We start from the raw sequence: 15,630 nt of genomic DNA, 5'->3' as shown, positions 1-15,630 counted from the left end.
TGTGCTGTTGTGTGTGGAGCGCGGTGTTACGCGCCTGGCGCGGCGAGCACCTGCGGATTGACGCAGGCGGTGGCGGCGGGCGGCTTGCCTTGCAGGAAGCCGAGCACATTGCGCGCGGCATCGCTTGCCATTGCCGCCAGCGCCGCAGGCGTGGAGCCACCCACATGGGGCGTGAGCACCACGTTGTCCAGCGCGGACAGCGGGCTGTGCGCGGGCAGTGGCTCGACGGCCATGGTGTCCAACCCGGCCGCGTAGAGCTGCCCGCCTTGCAGCGCGGCTACCAGCGCGGCCTCGTCCACCACCTCGCCGCGCGCGGTGTTGATCAGGATGGCGCCGCGCCGCATCCGCGCGAACTGCGGCGCTGCCAGCATGTTGCGGGTGTGCTGGTTCAGGGGCACATGCAGGCTCAGCACATCGCTGGCCGCAAGCAGCGCGTCGAGGGAATCGGCGAGCGCCACGCCCGCGACAGGGCTGGCGCGCCCGGCCAGCGCCGGGTCGAACGCCACCACCGGCATGCCGAGCGCCAGGCAGACGGTCGCCACGCGCCGGGCGACCTGCCCGAAACCAACCAGTCCCAGCGTGCGGCCATGCAGCTCGATGCCATCCTGCGCGCGCGACCACCGGCCGGCATGGAGCTCCCGGTCCATCCACGCTACGCGCCGCGCCGCCGCGAACATCAGGGCAAGCGTGAGCTCGGCGACCGACCGGGCGTTGGCGCCGGGCGTGACATAGACGGGAATGCCGCGCGCGGTGGCGGCTTGCACATCGATATTGCTGACGCCCACGCCGTGCTTGGAGATGACCTTCAGCGTGGGGCATGCCGCGATGGCGGCGCCGCTCAGTGCGACCGTGCGCGAGATGACGGCGTCGACGGGCTCGGCGGCGAGGATGCGTGCCACCTCGCCAGCATCGTTGGCGCCGTTCGCATCGGCAAGGTAGAGAATCCGCGCGCCCGCTGCTTCCAGGAGGCGGACGCCGGCCGGAGCCAGGCGAGGGGCGGTGACGAGTACGGTAGTTGGCATGGCGCTCAGGCTGGTCATGGCGTTGGGCAAAGGCCCGGTGCGATGCCGAATTCTTGCTCGATCAATAGTTTCCGTCCAGCTTATAATTTTTCGAATTTATTCAAAAAAAGTAATCAGTCAGGGCTGCCTTGGCAGCACGCTCCCATGGACCTTCGCGATCTCAAGTATTTCCTTGCCGTGGCCGGCGCGGGCAACTTCCGCCGCGCGGCCGAGCTGGTGCACCGCAGCCAGCCCACGCTCACCAAGGCCATCGACAGGCTGGAGGCGTCGCTCGGCGCCGAGTTGTTCGAGCGCGAGGGCAGAGGGCAAAAGCTCAGCACGGCCGGCATCGCCCTGCGTGCGCGCGCCACGTCGCTGCTGCAGGAGGCCGACTTGCTGCGCGACGAGGTAGGCGCCATCGCGCGCGGCGTGGCCGGCACCGTGCGCCTGGGCAGCGGGCCGCTCGGTGCGGAATACCTGCTGCCGCGGATTTGCAGCATGCTGCTCGGGCAAGCCGCCAACGTGATGCTGCAGCTCACCATCCGCAACAACTACGAGTTGCGCGACGAGCTGCGCGAGGGGCGGCTGGACCTGGTGCTGGGCTTCGTGCCCGACGAGGAGGAGGAGTTTCACTGCGAGACGCTGCTCAAGGACACCGTGGTGGTGGCCGCGGTGACGGGCCATCCGATCCTCAAGACCCGGCGCGTCACGCTGGACAAGCTCGCCGGCTATCAGTGGGCGCTGCCCAACCGCGCGGTGGCCAGCCGGACCTGGCTGGACCATGCCTTCGAATCGCACGACCTGCCCCGGCCCGTGGCGCAGATCGAGACCAACTCCATCCCGCTGATCCCGCGCGTGGTCGCTGACACCGAATTGCTGACCTTTGTCTCGCGGCGCACCTTGCGCGCAAGCGGCGGGCAACTGGAGGAGGTGCCGCTGGCGGCGACCACGCTGGTGCGCAATTTCGGTGTGACCTATCGCAAGGATGTGGCGCTATCGCCGGCGGCGGGCCGGCTGATTGCCCTGCTGCATGACCATGGGAGCAGTTTGTTCAACCAGGTGGATTAGCTGGCTTGCTCCGCGACGAACGCCTGGTAGCGAGATGCGAGTCGCCCCGGCTGCGCCATGAACACTTCCAGGTGACGACGGATTTCGTCATGGCGCATCTGGCCGCACGCAAGGCGGCGGGGACGGGGAAGGCGAGGGTGAAGAAGCCGGCTGCGGTACGGCTAGTGCTGCTTCTACTCAGCCTCGGTGTTATGGATAAAGTACGGCGGCACATCCGGCCCCCACTGGTACAGCGAGTCTTCCGGCGGGTAGTCGCCGGCCGGCCATGCGTGGCCGGCGGAGATGTAGTCGATGTCAGCCGAGTACTCGCAGAACGAGCCCCAGGGATCGCGCACGTAGTGGAAGAAGTTCGAGCCCAGTACATGGCGCCCGGTGCCCCAGCCTTCCTTGTAGCCAGCGACCGCCATCTGTCCCGCGCCCTGGCCGACTTCGTCGACGCTGGCCACATCCCATGCGGCATGGTGCCAGCCGCGCGCCGAGCTCTTGGCGAAGGCCAGCAGGTGATGGTCGCAGCCGTGCGGCGCGTGGAGGAAGGCGATGCCGTCGCCCGAGCGGTCGGACAGGCGCAGGCCTAGCGTGTCGTTGTAGAACGACACGGCGCGGGATACGTCCGGCGTGAACAGCAGCACGTGCGACAGGCGCCGCGGGCGGACCTTGCCGACCTGGTCGCGGAAGGCCGCGCCGCGCATGTCCGCCGGGCCGTGGATGTCCTTCAGCGGGTTTTTCGCGCTGGGCGAGGTCTTCGGCCCGATCTTGACCTGGATCAGGTTGCCGTCGGCATCAAGGAACCACAGCCCTTCGGCCGTCGCATGGGCGGCGCCGCTGGCAAACGTAACGTTGGCGGCGAGCAGCTTCCGGCGGATGCCTTCGAAATCCCCCGCGAAACAGTTGAAGCTCAGGTAGGCCAGGGCCTTGCGCTCGCCCGGGAAGTACCGGGCCCAGACCCATCCATCCTGAGCGAGAACTTCCAGCGTGTCGTCTTGCCTGACAACCGTCAGCCCGAATGCGCCAAGGAAGTGCTCCGCGGCGCTCAGGTCCGGCACTGTCAGTGCGTAGTGGTCGAGCGAATGCACGGCGGGCTCGCGCTCGCGGGCCTCATTGTTGTCTTCCATTTGTCTCCTCCGCTGGTCGCGTGGCGTCAGGCGGCCCGGGCGCATCAGCAGCTTGGGCTCGCGCGCCCAGCCGATGCCGCCGGGCGTGCCAGTCACGATCACGTCGCTTTCGTTGGTCTATGCTAGGCGAAGATATGTACAAGAACTATTTTTATAGATTGTTTGGGCAGGGCGCCCCACTTTGTTCGCTGTTGCGCACATGGCCCGTTGCCGGTGCTGGCAAGGGTTGCGGGAAGGTGCTAGCGCGGGCGTTCGCGTTCTTCTGGCAAACCGGCTCAAAGATCCAGTTGCAGCGGCACGACGGCGTCGTTGCCGTCGGCATCCACCGCCGCTGGCACCGCGCAGCAGATCAGCGCCTCGCCTTGCGCCACGTCGAACTCCGGCGCTTCGGCGTAGGCCACCGAGCCCTGCAGCACACGCGTGCTGCACGAGCCGCAGCTGCCGCCTCGGCAACCGAAGGCCGGCGCCAGGCCGCGCTGTTCGGCCAGCTCCAGCAGCGAGCCGCCGCCGGGCGTCCAGCGGGCTTCCTTGGCCGATTGCACGAAAGTGACCGGCACGGGCTGCGGCGCGGGCCTGGCTGTGGGCGCGGCCGGGTGGCCGGCATCGTGCTTGCGCACCAGCGACGATGCGCCAAAGGCTTCGGCATGGATGCGTGAATCGGCGATGTTGAGCGCGCGCAGGCCATCGTATAGCGATTGCATGAACGCGGTTGGCCCGCACAGGTAGAAGTCGTAGTCGTCGAGGGGCAGGCGCGCGCGCAGCAGGCCGATGTCGATGCGCCCCGACACGTCGTAATCCTTGACCCGGGTGGCGTCCTTCGGGTCGCTCAGCAGGCGCACCAGTTCCACCGCGCCGCCGGCGCTCTCGGTGAGCGTTGCAAGCTCCTTGCTGAAGGCGCGCTCGGCCACCGTGCGCGCCGAGTGGAAGAACCACGCCGGGCGGACCCGGCGCTTGCGCAGGCCTTCGTAGACGATGTGGCGGAGCATGGCCAGCATCGGCGTGACACCGATGCCAGCGGCCAGCAGCACGGCCGGCCTGCGCTCGGCAGCATCGATGGTGAAGGCGCCGGTCGGCGCGCGGGCTTCGATCAGATCGCCGACCCTGACGTTGTCGTGCAGGTGGCGCGACACAGTGCCTTCGCGCTTCACGCTGATGCGGTACACATCGTCCGCCGGCGACACCGACAGCGTGTAGGTGCGCATCACCGGCTGCGCTTGGCCCGCCAGCGTGACGCGAATCGGCAGGAACTGGCCTGCCAGATGCGCCACGCGGCCGGCGCCGTCAGCGGGCTCCAGGTGGAAGGAACGGATCACGCTGCTTTCATCGACGATGCGCGCGACGCGAAAGGGCCGCCACGCGTTGGCCAGCGCCGCGGCGCGCTGGCGGCTGCCCGCTTCGTCCCAGCTGCCGGTCATCAGCGAGTTCGGCGATGCGCCATCGGCTTGCGGCTGCCAGCGCAGCGGCAGTGCTTCGTCGCGGCGCACGATCTGTTCAGGCTGGAAGCGCCACAGGCGTTCCGCGCCCTGGAAGGCGGCGATCTCGGGCGAGTCCAGGATGACCTCGGCCTTCCCGGAAAGCTGGAGCAGTTCGCCGGTGCTGAAGTCGGCAAAGACGAGGCCGGCGATGGGGTTGACCACGAAGTTGCCAAGCGTGTTGAAAAACAGGTTGCCGGCAAAGTCCGGAATGGTCAGGCCGCCGTGCGCATCGATCCGGACAAAGCCGGGCTTGCCGCCGCGATGCGACACATCCACCTGGCGCCCGCCCTCTTCAAGGTCCACGTAGGACGCGACGAAGAACGTGTCAGCGGAGCCAATCAGCGCGCGCGCGCGCGCATCCAGTGCGGTGAGGTGCGCCGCCGCCGGTGAGCGCGCGCCCGGCGTGCCCGGCGTGCGCGCGAATTCAAACACGCGCTTCTGGATGTACTGCGGGCAGTTGCCGAAGCTCTGCTCCACGTCGATCCGCAGCACGCCATCGCCGTCGCCGCGCCGTGCGGTGCCGTTCATGCGGTTGCGCCGGCGGGTCAGCAGGTCGATGCCCAGCAGGCCGATGGCGCTGCCGTCTTCCATGCCGGCGTCCGCCGGGTCGGCGGGCTCGCTGGCCATGGCGATGTTCAGCGTGGTGGCGTCCGGCGAGTGCAGGAAGCCCGGCTGCCCGGCGCGCAGCGTCGCCCACACCCGGCCATCCGGCGCGACCGCGCCCAGCACCACCATTGGCAACTGTGCAAAGAACTCGCGGTGCTGGTCGGGCATGTAGTCGCGCACCACGCGCCGGCCGACGTCCTCCATGCGCCCGGCAACGCCTGCGCGTGCCTGCAGGCTACGCTCGCCGGCGTGCCAGGGTTGTGCGGGAGCATGGGTGGCTTGCGTGGATGGCTGGGCTTGGGTGGACATGGCGGGTGCTCCTTGCTGTGCGGCAATCGGTGGCCAGGCCAATGGGCCGGCGTGCTGATCAGGCGGCGGCGAGGCCGGCCGGCGTCTGCTTGAACGCCACAAAGCCCGGCAGGGCTTCGATGCGTTGCAGCCAGGCCTTGACGTTGGTGTAGCCCGACAGGTCGACAAAGCCCTCGGGCGCCCGGGCGATGTAGCTGTACAGCGCAACATCGGCCAGCGTGGGGTGGCCCGCGGCCAGCCACTTGCCCTTGGCCAGCACGTCGTCAACGCGCTTGAGGATGACGTGCGCGCGGGCAATCACTTCCTTGGCGTTGTAGGGGGCGCCGAACACGGTGATGAGGCGCGCGGCGGCCGGGCCGTAGGCGATCTCGCCCGCTGCGACCGACAGCCATTTCTGTACCGCGGCGGCACCGGCGGGCGATTCGGGTAGCCAGTCCGTCTTGCCGAACGTCTTGGCGAGGTATACCAGGATGGCGTTGGAGTCGGTGATCACGGTGTCGTTGTCCACCAGCACGGGCACCTGGCCGAACGGATTGAGCTTGAGGAACTCGGGGGCCTTGTGCGCGCCGTTGGCCAGATCGACCTCGATCGCTTCGGCATTGGCGCCGATCAGCGACAGGAACAGGCGGACGCGGTGTGAGTGTCCGGAGAGGGGGTGGAAGTAGACTTGCATGGCGGCGATCCTCGGCGTGTTGGGTGAATGGCGCCGCCCGGTGGCGGCGAGCACAGGGTCCGGAGGGTTCTTGACGGGTTCTTGGCGAGTTTTTGGCGGGTTCTTGGGAGAAGGCCCGCCTGCGCCGTGTCCGGTCCGTGTGCTTGGATGGATCATAGGTGCGTCCCGAAGCACGAAAAACGGCCCCGGCGAGAAGGCACTATTCTCGTTGCGAGAAGAATCCGGGCGCCTGGCGCCCCCCGTCAGCTCGCCGGTGGGTTTAGCGTCGTGTCCGCGCGCAGTGTTTCGATGGCGAGGTCCAGGAAGGCGCGGACCTTGCGCGTGGCATGGCGGCCTTCCCGGTGGATCACGTTGATGGGCAGGGGCGGCGGCTCCATGTCGGCCAGCACGATGCGCAGCGAGCCGTCGCGCAGTTGCCTGGCCACCTGGTACGACAGCAACCGCACGACGCCAAAGCCGGACACGGCGGCGGCAATCGCGGAGTCATTGGTGGTGGTGGTCAGGCGCGGTTGCAGCCGCGTGACGACGGGCGTGCCGTCGCGGTTGAAGCGCCACTCCGCCGTGTTGTTGGCGCCATTGGGCAGGATGGTCGCATGGCCGGCGAGGTCGTGCGGGGTTTGCGGCGCGCCGTGCCTGGCCAGGTAGGACGGCGCCGCGCACACCACGCGCCGCACCTGGCCCACGCGCACGGCTTGCAGTGACGAATCCGGCAGCGTCCCGATGCGGATGCCCACGTCGATGCCTTCATCGACCAGGTTCACGATCCGGTCCAGGAACAGGCAGGTCGCGTCGACCCCCGGGTAGCGGTTCAGGTATTCGGTGACGATCGGCATCACGTAGGCGGCGCCAAACAGCACGGAAGCCGTGACGGCAAGCTGGCCGCGCGGCGCGGCATGCGCGCCCGTGGCAGCCAGCTCGGCTTCGTCGATCTCGCCCAGCAGGCGGCGGCAGCTCTCGAAGTAAGCCGCGCCGGTGTCGGTCATGCGGACCAGCCGCGTGGTGCGGGTCAGCAGGCGCACGCCCAGGTGCGTCTCCAGCTCGTTGACGACGCGGCTGACCACCGATAGCGAGATATCCAGCTTGCGCGCGGCGGCGGTGAAGCCGCCTGTCTCCACCACGGTGACGAAGGTCTTCATGGCCTGCAGTCGATCCACGCCAGCTCTCCCGGCCCGTGCGGGCGCTTGATGATGTGGCGGAGTATATAAGGACTGGTACGGCGCCGTGCCGGGGCGGCGCATGGACGCGCTGGTGTCAAGTCCTGACATAGGTTGACAGGTTTTGTGGCGCCGTGGGCGCCTAGCGTTCCAAGGTAATAGACGCCCGATGAACCTCATCGGGCGTTTTGTATTTCAGGGCTTGATGGGGGCGTTCACGGTTATAGATCTGTACGGACTCCTTCACCATGCGAGCCGCTTGCTGCAGGTCAGTTGGTCGGTTCAGCAGGAATTCGCTCTTGAGGATGCCGTTGATGCGCTCGGCCATGGCGTTCTGGTAGCAGTCGTAGCCGTCGGTCATGGAACAGGTCAAACCGTGCCGCTGATGGATGGCCTGGTAGTAGGTCGCGCAGTATTGAATTCCTCGATCCGAATGATGTACCAGCGTCTGCCGGGTCCGGCGCGAGCGTAGTGCCATTTTCAGCGCCTGGCTCACCTGCTCGGTCTGCAGGCTGTCATGGACATGGTAGCCCACGATCTTGCGCGACCAGGCATCCGTAACAAGACTCAGATAGACGGTCTGCTGGGTGGTGGGAAGGTACGTAATGTCAGCGACCCAGACCTGCTCGGCCGCCGTGGGCACTACCTTCTGCGGCCCCTCCTTGAGAAGATTGGGATGGCACCGGAAACGGTGATGGCTGTTAGTGGTCTTGTGATACGCCCGATGCGGTTTCACGAGCAGCCTGGCTGCGCGCAGAACATCAAATAGCCGGTCTCGGCCCACCCGGATATCTGCCTTCGCCAGCGGCGCCTGCAGAACCCGCTGCAGTTTTCGCGTGCCCAAACGGGGTTGGCGCAGCCGCACTTCGGTGACCAATGCGCAGATCCTGGCGTCTCGGGCCGTTTGTCGAAGCTCGCTGTGGCGGCGCTTGTAGTACGCCTGGCGACTGATGCCAAAGTAACGGCAAGCCCTGCTAACGCTTAGCCCTTGGACGAGCTCTTGCGCGAGGACTTGCCCGAAGGCTTTTTTACGACGCGTACCCCGTGCTCCTTCTGAATCACGTCGATCACTGCTTCGAACAGTCGCGCCTTCTCCTGCGCCTCGCGCAACTGGACTTCCAGTTCCTTGATGCGCTGCTCCGGCGTGCGGGGCTTGGCTTTACCTTGCTTTTCCATCGTCGCGTACCGGGCGCCCTGTGGCAACGAGCCGCTCCAGTCCTGTAGTCCGTGCTTGCGTAACCATACCAGCACCGTGGACCTCCCCTGGATTCCGTACTTGTGTTGCGCCTGCTTGTACGTCAGTTCGCCTTTTTCCACTTCCTCAACGACCGCCAGCTTAAAAGCCAGCGTGTAGTCGCGTTGGGTTCGTTTCCGATCTATATCCAAGACACTCTCCTCATTGCTGCGGGAAAAGTGTCAACCTTAGTCAGGACGGGTCATGGCCCATAAAAAAAGCCATTCCGAAGAATGGCTTTTTACACCCCGCGACATCCACACCACGTTGCTCCTGCCCCGTTGGCTCTATGGCCGGCGTAGGCAATGCTGGAGTCACGCTGCGAAGACCGGCAAGCAAGTCGTTCCAGGCGGCAATGCCGCTTGTGGCCCAGCTTTCGGATTTACTAACTTATGCGCTGCAACTTGTCACGCGACGGATGATACGTACTAGCGTCGGGGCATCGTATGGGGAAAAGCCCCTATTTTCCCTCGCTGTTCTCGCGTTCATTTGCAGTGCGGTGTGCATCGTGGGGTACGCATCCCGCCGGGCGTGCACCACGATGCACACCGCGTTACCCGAAGATGCGTGCTTCGCCCGCGGCGTCGTGGCGCGCTGGTGCGCGCTCGCGGAGTTGGCGCTCCAGTTCGGAGATGCGATGGTCGACACGGGTCCGCTTGCGGTTGTGTCGGATTGTAAGTGCTGCACACAGCACTACCATAAGGATGCAGCCGAGCTGGGCGAGCTGTGTCGGGTCGTATTGCATAGGAATTCCTGGGCATCGTCGCGCGCGTTGGCGCAGTCTGGCGCGCGGCCAGTGACAGTTGGCCGCCAGTGAAATAACGGCAGCGGCGGGAGAATTTTAAGGCATTGCCCGCACCTGGTGCATCTGGTGGGCCAGGCAGTCGCCATCCGCCATTTGTTCGCCGGGCGCAACGCCTGGTGCGCTAGCCCACCTTCGAATCACCTCGCCGCGGGTAGGCTCCATACGTCGCGGACAGGTCTGACCCACTTGCCCGCGCTTTGCGCCTCGCCTATCCCCCGGTGGGCGAGGCGTCTTTCTGCGCCGGCAGGGTCGTGTTGACGGGTTTCGGTTCAGCTCCAGGGCGCAACGATGCGCTCCCGGACCCCCCGCGCGACATGCATGCCGGCGCTGTTCTTTTTTCGGGGCGGCCCGCTTGCTGCGGGAGGAGGCGGATCGTAGCAAGCCCAGGCAGGCTTAAGCAGGCCCAGGCAGATGGTAGTCTTTCGATTTCGGAGTCTCGCACGCAATGCTTACGAAATCGGATTTCCTCCGCGTGGTTGCCAGTACCCCGCTGGTCTCGATCGACCTGCTCGTCACCGATACGCAAGGCCGGGTGTTGCTTGGCCGGCGCCGTAACCGGCCGGCGCAAGGATCGTGGTTCGTGCCGGGCGGGCGCATCCGCAAGGATGAGGGCCTGGATGCCGCGTTCCGGCGCATTGTGGCGGACGAACTCGGCCTCACCGGCGTCGAGCGCGGCGATGCCGCGCCGCGCGGCGTGTTCGAACATCACTATCCGGACAACTTCGCCGCAGAGCCCGGCATCTCCACGCACTACGTGGTGCTTGCCTATGCGTGGACCATGCCCGGCGCCGCGCCGCTCGGGCAACCTGACCAGCACAGCGAGTATTGCTGGATGACGCCGGCCGAGCTGCTGGCGCATGCCGAGGTGCACGAGAACACAAGGGCATATTTCCGCTGACCGGGGCCGGCTGCGAGATGGCCCCGGTGCTTCGCGCCGGGAATGCGTCGGTCAGGGTCAGGCTGCCAGCGGAATCAAGCGCGCATCGCTCTCGGTTTCCGCTTTGGCTTGTGCTTCGGTTTGCACGTCGGTTTGTAGCCCGGGCGTCACCGTCGCCGCTTGCGTTGGCCGGTCGCTGCCGTGGGCCAAGGCTTGCGCGACGATGGCGCATTCGGTGCGCAGGTACTGCGCGAACGGCGCGCTGACTTCAGCATGGCGCAGCGCGAACTCCACGGTGGCCTTCAGGTAGCCCAGCTTGCTGCCGCAATCGAAGCGGCGTCCCTCATAGCGGTAGGCCAGTGCCTGTTCGCGCGCCAGCAGCGCCTGGATGGCGTCCGTGAGCTGCAACTCGCCGCCGGCGCCCGGCTTGAGCGCGTTGAGCAATTCGAAGATGCTGGGCATCAGCACGTAACGCCCCACCACCCCAAGGTTGGACGGTGCCACTTCCGGCGCGGGCTTCTCCACGATGCCGGACATCTTGAAGATCCGGTCGTCCCAAGGCTTGCCGTCGATCACGCCATAGGCGCGTGAATCCTGCGGCTGGATCTCCTCCACGCCAATGACGCAGCTGTGATAGTGGTCGAAGACCTCGATCATCTGCTTGAGCACGGGCGTGCGCGCGTCCAGCAGGTCGTCGGCCAGTATCACGGCGAAGGGCTCGTCCCCGATCAGCTTGCTGGCGCAGCGCACCGCGTGGCCCAGCCCCAGGGGCTCTGCCTGCCGTACATAGAAGCAATCCACGTGGGCGGGCTTGATGCTGCGCACCAGGTCCAGCAATTGCTGCTTGCCGCGCGCCAGCAGTTCGGCCTCGACCTCGTAGGACTTGTCGAAATGATCCTCGATAGCGCGCTTGCTGCGCCCCGTCACAAAGATCAGCTCGGTAATGCCCGCCGCCATCGCTTCTTCCACGGCGTACTGGATCAACGGCTTGTCGACCACCGGCAACATCTCTTTCGGGCTGGCCTTGGTCGCCGGCAGAAATCGCGTGCCGAGGCCGGCCACCGGGAATACGGCTTTCCTGATCTTGAGCATGAAACTACCCCCGTCGTCTGGTTTGATAGGCTTGGCCTCTTGCCGGTCGGTTGCCTTGACGCGCGCGGCGGCTGCCGCATGGCATGGTCCCGGAGCCAGCCGTGGCCAAGCCAGCGTATCGCTGCGCGGAGCGCGCCATCTGCCAACAGTTCGCTGTATTCCGACAGCGCATGCATCGCGCCGCCCTGGCCTCGCGCGGGGGGCATACATTGTGGCCAACAGGACGGCGCCCACAGGCAAGCCGGCAGCGCCGTCGAAGGTGCTCGATGGCGAGATCAGCGGCGCGCTCGCCCGCACGCCAACGCAAGCAGATGGAAACACCATGAACTGGTACCGCATCACAGACCTCGGCGATGCCGCGGTGACGCTGCCGCTGGCGCTGACCACCGGCCTGTGGCTGCTGCAAAGCACCGGGTGGCGGGTGGCGCTGCGCTGGGCCCTGTGCCTGGCGGCGGCCGCGGCGCTGGTGCTGGCCAGCAAGCTGCTGCACACCGGCTGCGGCACGGTACTGGAGCGCTTCGACATGCGCGTGATCAGCGGCCACGCGATGCTCTCGTCGGCGGTGTGGTCCGTGTTCCTCGGCTTGCTGTTGCGCAGCTTGCGGGCCGCGTGGCGCCAGGCCGGCTTCGTGCTCGGCCTGATGCTGGCGGCCTTGATCTGCTTTAGCCGCGTGCGTCTGGGCGCGCATACCCCGGCCGAGGTCATCGCGGGGTGGCTTCTGGGCGGCGCCGTTGCGTTCTGGGTGTTGCACGCCTGCCAGGGCGCGCCGAAGCGGCTGGGCAAATGCCTGATCGCTGGCGTTGCCCTGCTCGGGCTCTGTACGGTGGCTTACGGACGCCATGCGCCATTCCAGCAGATCATCTGGCACTACTCGCCGTATTACGCCCCTGTGATCTGCTACTAGCGCCGCCGGAGCCGCTGCCCGTTCCCGGTGCGCCATGCGCACGCCGCGCACCGGCCATGCCTGCGGCTCTGGCTTTGTCCGATAAACACTAAATCCTGGCGGCCATAGCCAGGGGCGCGCGGGTAAGCTTCTATCCGGCGCGCTCACCACCATGGCGCGCCAGGCTTCGTTCGGCCCGGAGCCTGCCCGCTACGCCGGAGGGCTCACTCAACCCCGCCGCGGCAGGTTTTGCAGGCTGTGCGTCTCACATGCCTTGCGGCCTTGCTCCGTCTGGCCGTGCCAGGGGGCTTCGCCAATAAGAGGCCTTGGCCAGAGGCTGCACGAGCAAGGCGCGTCCAGCGTCCGCCAGTTTTCCATTCATTCGGGGGCCTACGGGGTCCGCGCGTTACTGCGTTACTGCTGCGCCCGCGTTGACCCGACGCAGGCCAAACGATAGGGAAGCCATGTCGACGCTTACCAGCCCGAACCCGGCCCCGGTTGCGGGGAGCCCTTGGATACGTGCGGCCTTGCAGCGCGCCGGCATCCTGTTGCTGCTGTTGTTTGCCATCGCGGGTTGCGGCGGTGACCGCAGCGGCGACGCCACCAGCGCAACCCCCGCGGCAACCCTGCAGCCAGCGGATGTCACCTGGACGCTGTGCGCCTCGGAATACCAGACCTGCGCCTTCACCGGCACCCACCAGGTCAAGTACGGCACTGATACGCAGTACGTCATCAAGACCTTCACCGGCGGCACCGGTTGCGACAACGGCGTGTTCGGGGACCCCGCCTCCGGGTTTGCCAAGCGTTGCTGGTACGACTCCGGCACGAGCGGATCGACGACGCCCCCCGCCACCAGCACCTGGGTTGCCTGCAGCTCGGAAAACGGCTTCTGCAGCTTTACCGGCACGCGCCAGGTCCGCTACGGGACCGCCACGCAATACGTCACCCTGACCTTCACCAATGGCGTGGCCTGCAACAACGGCGTGTTCGGCGACCCCGCGCCCGGCTTCGGCAAGACGTGCTCGTACGAGGACACCGGCACCACGACACCCACCACGCCCACGACACCCACCACGCCCACGACACCCACCACGCCAGTGACGCCGACGGGCAGCGGTACGCTCAGTTGCACCGCGCCTGCCGGCAGCGTCGCCGCGGCGGGCGGCGGCGATGCCATCGAGATGGATACCCCGGGCGGCGACGGCACGCGGATGTTCGCCTCGGGCAGTACCTTCCAGGTGAGCGTGACCACCCGCGCCGGCAGCGCGGACACCGTGAACTGGCAGATCTCCGACACCTGGAACAAGGTGCGCGCCAGTGGCCAGTTCCCGGTCGCCGCCGGTGCGATCGTGTCGACGCTGAACTGCACGTCCACGCTGTCAGGCTACTTTGTCGGATCGGCAAGCCTGGCCTCCGGCGCGGGCTCGCTGCTCGCACGCGGCACCCGGCCCAGCGGCATTGCGACGTTCGGTGTACTGCCCGACGTTTCTTTGGTGCTCCCGGCGGTCAGCTACGCCAGCCAGGACCTGCACCGCTTCGGCGGGCAAGGCGCGGCCTACCTGCTGCCTGGACAAGGCTGCTGCGATGGCGACGGCTACCGTCCGCTCTATCCCGCGCTGGGCCTGTCGTGGGCCAACGACAACCGCAACTGGTACGTGGAAGAACCCAACGGCCCCAATACGTTCAATCCCGCGGTGGACCACCTCGCCTCGTACTTCAAGCCCGGCGACCTGATGCGGCTGATCCAGCTCGACGGCATTCCCGCCTGGGCGAGTCCCACCGGCGTGGCCACCCACAGCTACGCGCCGAAATCCCTGCCCGCCTACCAGGACTACATGACCCGGGTGGGGCAGGAGTCGAACACGGTGCGCACCCGGTATTTCCCCGCGCAATCGGCCAACTACTACCAGGTGACCTGGGAGCCCGACTACAACGGTGGCCTGCCGTGGCTGGATACCGATGCCAACTTCACCGCGATGTACAAGGCCACCTTCCAGGGCGTCCACAGCACCGACCCGAACGCGGTGATCATGGGCACCACCAACGCCATGGTGCGCGAGAACACCGTCTGGCTGAACCGGCTGGCGCCGCTGGGTTTTGCCCAGTATCTCGACGGCGTGACGGCGCACGGCTACTACGACGTCGGCACATCGCCATCGCATCCGCCCGAGCGCCTGGTCGGCAACAGCGATCCCTCCAACGCCGCCAACGCGTTGCCGGCCGCCATGCGCGAATTGCGCCATGCCGTCGCGACCCTGCTCAAGCGCGGCGCGCGGCTGTTCGTCACCGAGACTGGCATCAGCTACGACCTTGGCTCCGCTTATGGCCCGAACTACCCGACGCAGAACGTCCTGTACGCGCACGGCGCGGTGGTTGTCCGCACGCACCTGATACTGCTTGGGGAGGGCGCGGATGTGACTTATCTGTTCTACGCCACGGACATCCCCACCGACGCTGCCGGCTACGGCTTGTTCTTCGACCTGGTCAACCCGCAAGGCACCTACGGCCCCGCCAGGATCAGCCCGAAGCCCGCCGCGCTGGCAGTCGCGGCGATGACCCGGCTGATCGACGGCACCAATACGCTGGGGCCGCTCAACGGGCTGCCGTTCGGCGTCTACGGCTATGCATTCCAGCGGCTCAACAACGGCAGCGTGGTGACGGCATTGTGGGCGCACAACAATGCCAGCTGGAGCGCGGATACGGGGTTCAGCGCGACGTATAACGTTGCCTATAGCTTGCAGGTGGATGCGCCAGGGTCCAGCGGGCAGGTGACTGTGCTGGACATGATGGGGAATGCCGCGTCCGTGGCCTACTCGAACGGGCAGGTTGCACTGGCTTTGACGGAGGCGCCGGTGTACGTGATTTCCGCCAATGCTTCCGTGGCGCAGGGGAATGTGACTACGCCGGAGGGGTATGTGGGGAGGTAGCCGGCCATGCCGGCATTCGGCCTTCTCCGTGGCTCTGGCCGAAGCCGCAAACACTGATGCCTGCCAACAAGACCATGCCATTGAACGACGGCTGATCTGCACCGTCATCCGCTCCGGGTTCGTGGAACGGTCTTGTTCAGCCGGCCTTGACCGGCTGCTCCCGGGCGCCAATCACTCCGCAAACACGACAAATTTCGCTGCCGTCCGAGGCAATCGGGACGGCATGGCGGGCCTTGTGCGATCGCTTGTCGTAGCGCTGCATCACACAACGTCTTCGAACGATTTCCAGCGCCTGTGATAACGATCCGTAGGGCGATCCGTACGCGATCCGTAAGGCGTGCCGCCGCGATTAATAGCATGGATGCCCGTTGAGATAAATAGGACGAGTACGAATTTACGCTAAAAGTGATATTT

13 protein-coding genes are annotated in these 15,630 nt (G+C 66.5%); 4 read left to right on the top strand and 9 right to left on the bottom strand.

The genetic code is table 11. The annotated features are described in order from the left end of the window. Window positions 1–26: 26 nt before the first annotated feature. Window positions 27–1,022: a hydroxyacid dehydrogenase gene (locus RR42_RS34610; RefSeq protein ID WP_043358439.1), complete on the bottom strand. Its 996-nt coding sequence runs from the start codon at window positions 1,020–1,022 to the stop codon at window positions 27–29. Between the two features lie 144 nt (window positions 1,023–1,166). Between RR42_RS34610 and RR42_RS34605 the strand changes: the two genes are divergently transcribed. After that, on the top strand, window positions 1,167–2,069 hold the full coding sequence (locus tag RR42_RS34605; RefSeq protein WP_043356641.1) for a LysR family transcriptional regulator: 903 nt from the start codon (window positions 1,167–1,169) through the stop codon (window positions 2,067–2,069). A gap of 173 nt (window positions 2,070–2,242) precedes the next feature. Here the strand turns inward: RR42_RS34605 and RR42_RS34600 are convergent, their stop codons facing one another. The 6 genes from RR42_RS34600 to RR42_RS34570 form a co-directional block, all read right to left on the bottom strand. After that, window positions 2,243–3,181, bottom strand: coding sequence for a VOC family protein (locus RR42_RS34600; protein ID WP_043358438.1), 939 nt, complete (start codon window positions 3,179–3,181; stop codon window positions 2,243–2,245). A 275-nt stretch (window positions 3,182–3,456) separates the two neighbouring features. Next, window positions 3,457–5,571, bottom strand: coding sequence for a pyridoxamine 5'-phosphate oxidase family protein (locus tag RR42_RS34595; RefSeq protein ID WP_043356638.1), 2,115 nt, complete (start codon window positions 5,569–5,571; stop codon window positions 3,457–3,459). A 58-nt stretch (window positions 5,572–5,629) separates the two neighbouring features. Continuing rightward, window positions 5,630–6,244 (bottom strand): glutathione S-transferase family protein, encoded by a 615-nt coding sequence (locus tag RR42_RS34590; protein ID WP_043356637.1) that lies wholly within the window; start codon window positions 6,242–6,244, stop codon window positions 5,630–5,632. Window positions 6,245–6,486: 242 nt separating this feature from the next. Next, entirely contained in the window at window positions 6,487–7,398 is a 912-nt protein-coding gene (locus RR42_RS34585) for a LysR family transcriptional regulator (RefSeq protein WP_043356635.1), read from the bottom strand. Window positions 7,399–7,540: 142 nt separating this feature from the next. Then, a protein-coding gene (locus RR42_RS34580) for an IS3 family transposase (protein ID WP_144409723.1) occupies window positions 7,541–8,784 on the bottom strand; the annotation gives its coding sequence in 2 pieces (ribosomal slippage) (window positions 7,541–8,428 and window positions 8,431–8,784; 1,242 coding nt in all). 401 nt (window positions 8,785–9,185) lie between these two features. Next, entirely contained in the window at window positions 9,186–9,377 is a 192-nt protein-coding gene (locus RR42_RS34570) for a hypothetical protein (protein WP_043356632.1), read from the bottom strand. Window positions 9,378–9,882: 505 nt separating this feature from the next. Here RR42_RS34570 and RR42_RS34565 point away from each other — a divergent pair. Continuing rightward, on the top strand, window positions 9,883–10,335 hold the full coding sequence (locus tag RR42_RS34565) for a GDP-mannose mannosyl hydrolase (protein WP_043356630.1): 453 nt from the start codon (window positions 9,883–9,885) through the stop codon (window positions 10,333–10,335). Between the two features lie 57 nt (window positions 10,336–10,392). Here the strand turns inward: RR42_RS34565 and galU are convergent, their stop codons facing one another. Continuing rightward, window positions 10,393–11,406: a UTP--glucose-1-phosphate uridylyltransferase GalU gene (gene galU, locus RR42_RS34560; protein WP_236702118.1), complete on the bottom strand. Its 1,014-nt coding sequence runs from the start codon at window positions 11,404–11,406 to the stop codon at window positions 10,393–10,395. A gap of 322 nt (window positions 11,407–11,728) precedes the next feature. Here galU and RR42_RS34555 point away from each other — a divergent pair, with 322 nt between their 5' ends. Both RR42_RS34555 and RR42_RS34550 read left to right on the top strand, forming a co-directional pair. Continuing rightward, window positions 11,729–12,310 carry a phosphatase PAP2 family protein gene (locus RR42_RS34555; RefSeq protein WP_043358436.1) on the top strand — a complete coding sequence of 194 codons (582 nt, stop codon included), beginning with the start codon at window positions 11,729–11,731 and terminating at the stop codon, window positions 12,308–12,310. A gap of 443 nt (window positions 12,311–12,753) precedes the next feature. Then, on the top strand, window positions 12,754–15,216 hold the full coding sequence (locus tag RR42_RS34550; protein ID WP_043356627.1) for a hypothetical protein: 2,463 nt from the start codon (window positions 12,754–12,756) through the stop codon (window positions 15,214–15,216). Between the two features lie 136 nt (window positions 15,217–15,352). Here the strand turns inward: RR42_RS34550 and RR42_RS41560 are convergent, their stop codons facing one another. After that, complete coding sequence (locus tag RR42_RS41560; protein ID WP_269083418.1) at window positions 15,353–15,478, bottom strand: hypothetical protein; 126 nt, start codon at window positions 15,476–15,478, stop codon at window positions 15,353–15,355. Window positions 15,479–15,630: the final 152 nt, after the last annotated feature.

Source organism: Cupriavidus basilensis, from assembly GCF_000832305.1.
GTDB classification, from domain to species: Bacteria; Pseudomonadota; Gammaproteobacteria; order Burkholderiales; family Burkholderiaceae; genus Cupriavidus; species Cupriavidus basilensis_F.
Note: the sequence above shows the minus strand (reverse complement) of the source record. Positions and strands in the feature narration are given on the sequence as shown.

Bases quoted from the DNA above. Each gene is read 5' to 3' on its own strand.
- RR42_RS34570 (WP_043356632.1), bottom strand. From the start codon at position 9,377: ATGCAATACGACCCGACACAGCTCGCCCAGCTCGGCTGCATCCTTATG.
- galU (WP_236702118.1), bottom strand. From the start codon at position 11,406: ATGCTCAAGATCAGGAAAGCCGTATTCCCGGTGGCCGGCCTCGGCACG.
- RR42_RS34590 (WP_043356637.1), bottom strand. From the start codon at position 6,244: ATGCAAGTCTACTTCCACCCCCTCTCCGGACACTCACACCGCGTCCGC.
- RR42_RS34610 (WP_043358439.1), bottom strand. From the start codon at position 1,022: ATGCCAACTACCGTACTCGTCACCGCCCCTCGCCTGGCTCCGGCCGGC.
- RR42_RS34565 (WP_043356630.1), top strand. From the start codon at position 9,883: ATGCTTACGAAATCGGATTTCCTCCGCGTGGTTGCCAGTACCCCGCTG.
- RR42_RS34595 (WP_043356638.1), bottom strand. From the start codon at position 5,571: ATGTCCACCCAAGCCCAGCCATCCACGCAAGCCACCCATGCTCCCGCA.
- RR42_RS34605 (WP_043356641.1), top strand. From the start codon at position 1,167: ATGGACCTTCGCGATCTCAAGTATTTCCTTGCCGTGGCCGGCGCGGGC.
- RR42_RS34555 (WP_043358436.1), top strand. From the start codon at position 11,729: ATGAACTGGTACCGCATCACAGACCTCGGCGATGCCGCGGTGACGCTG.
- RR42_RS34600 (WP_043358438.1), bottom strand. From the start codon at position 3,181: ATGGAAGACAACAATGAGGCCCGCGAGCGCGAGCCCGCCGTGCATTCG.
- RR42_RS34550 (WP_043356627.1), top strand. From the start codon at position 12,754: ATGTCGACGCTTACCAGCCCGAACCCGGCCCCGGTTGCGGGGAGCCCT.
- RR42_RS41560 (WP_269083418.1), bottom strand. From the start codon at position 15,478: ATGCAGCGCTACGACAAGCGATCGCACAAGGCCCGCCATGCCGTCCCG.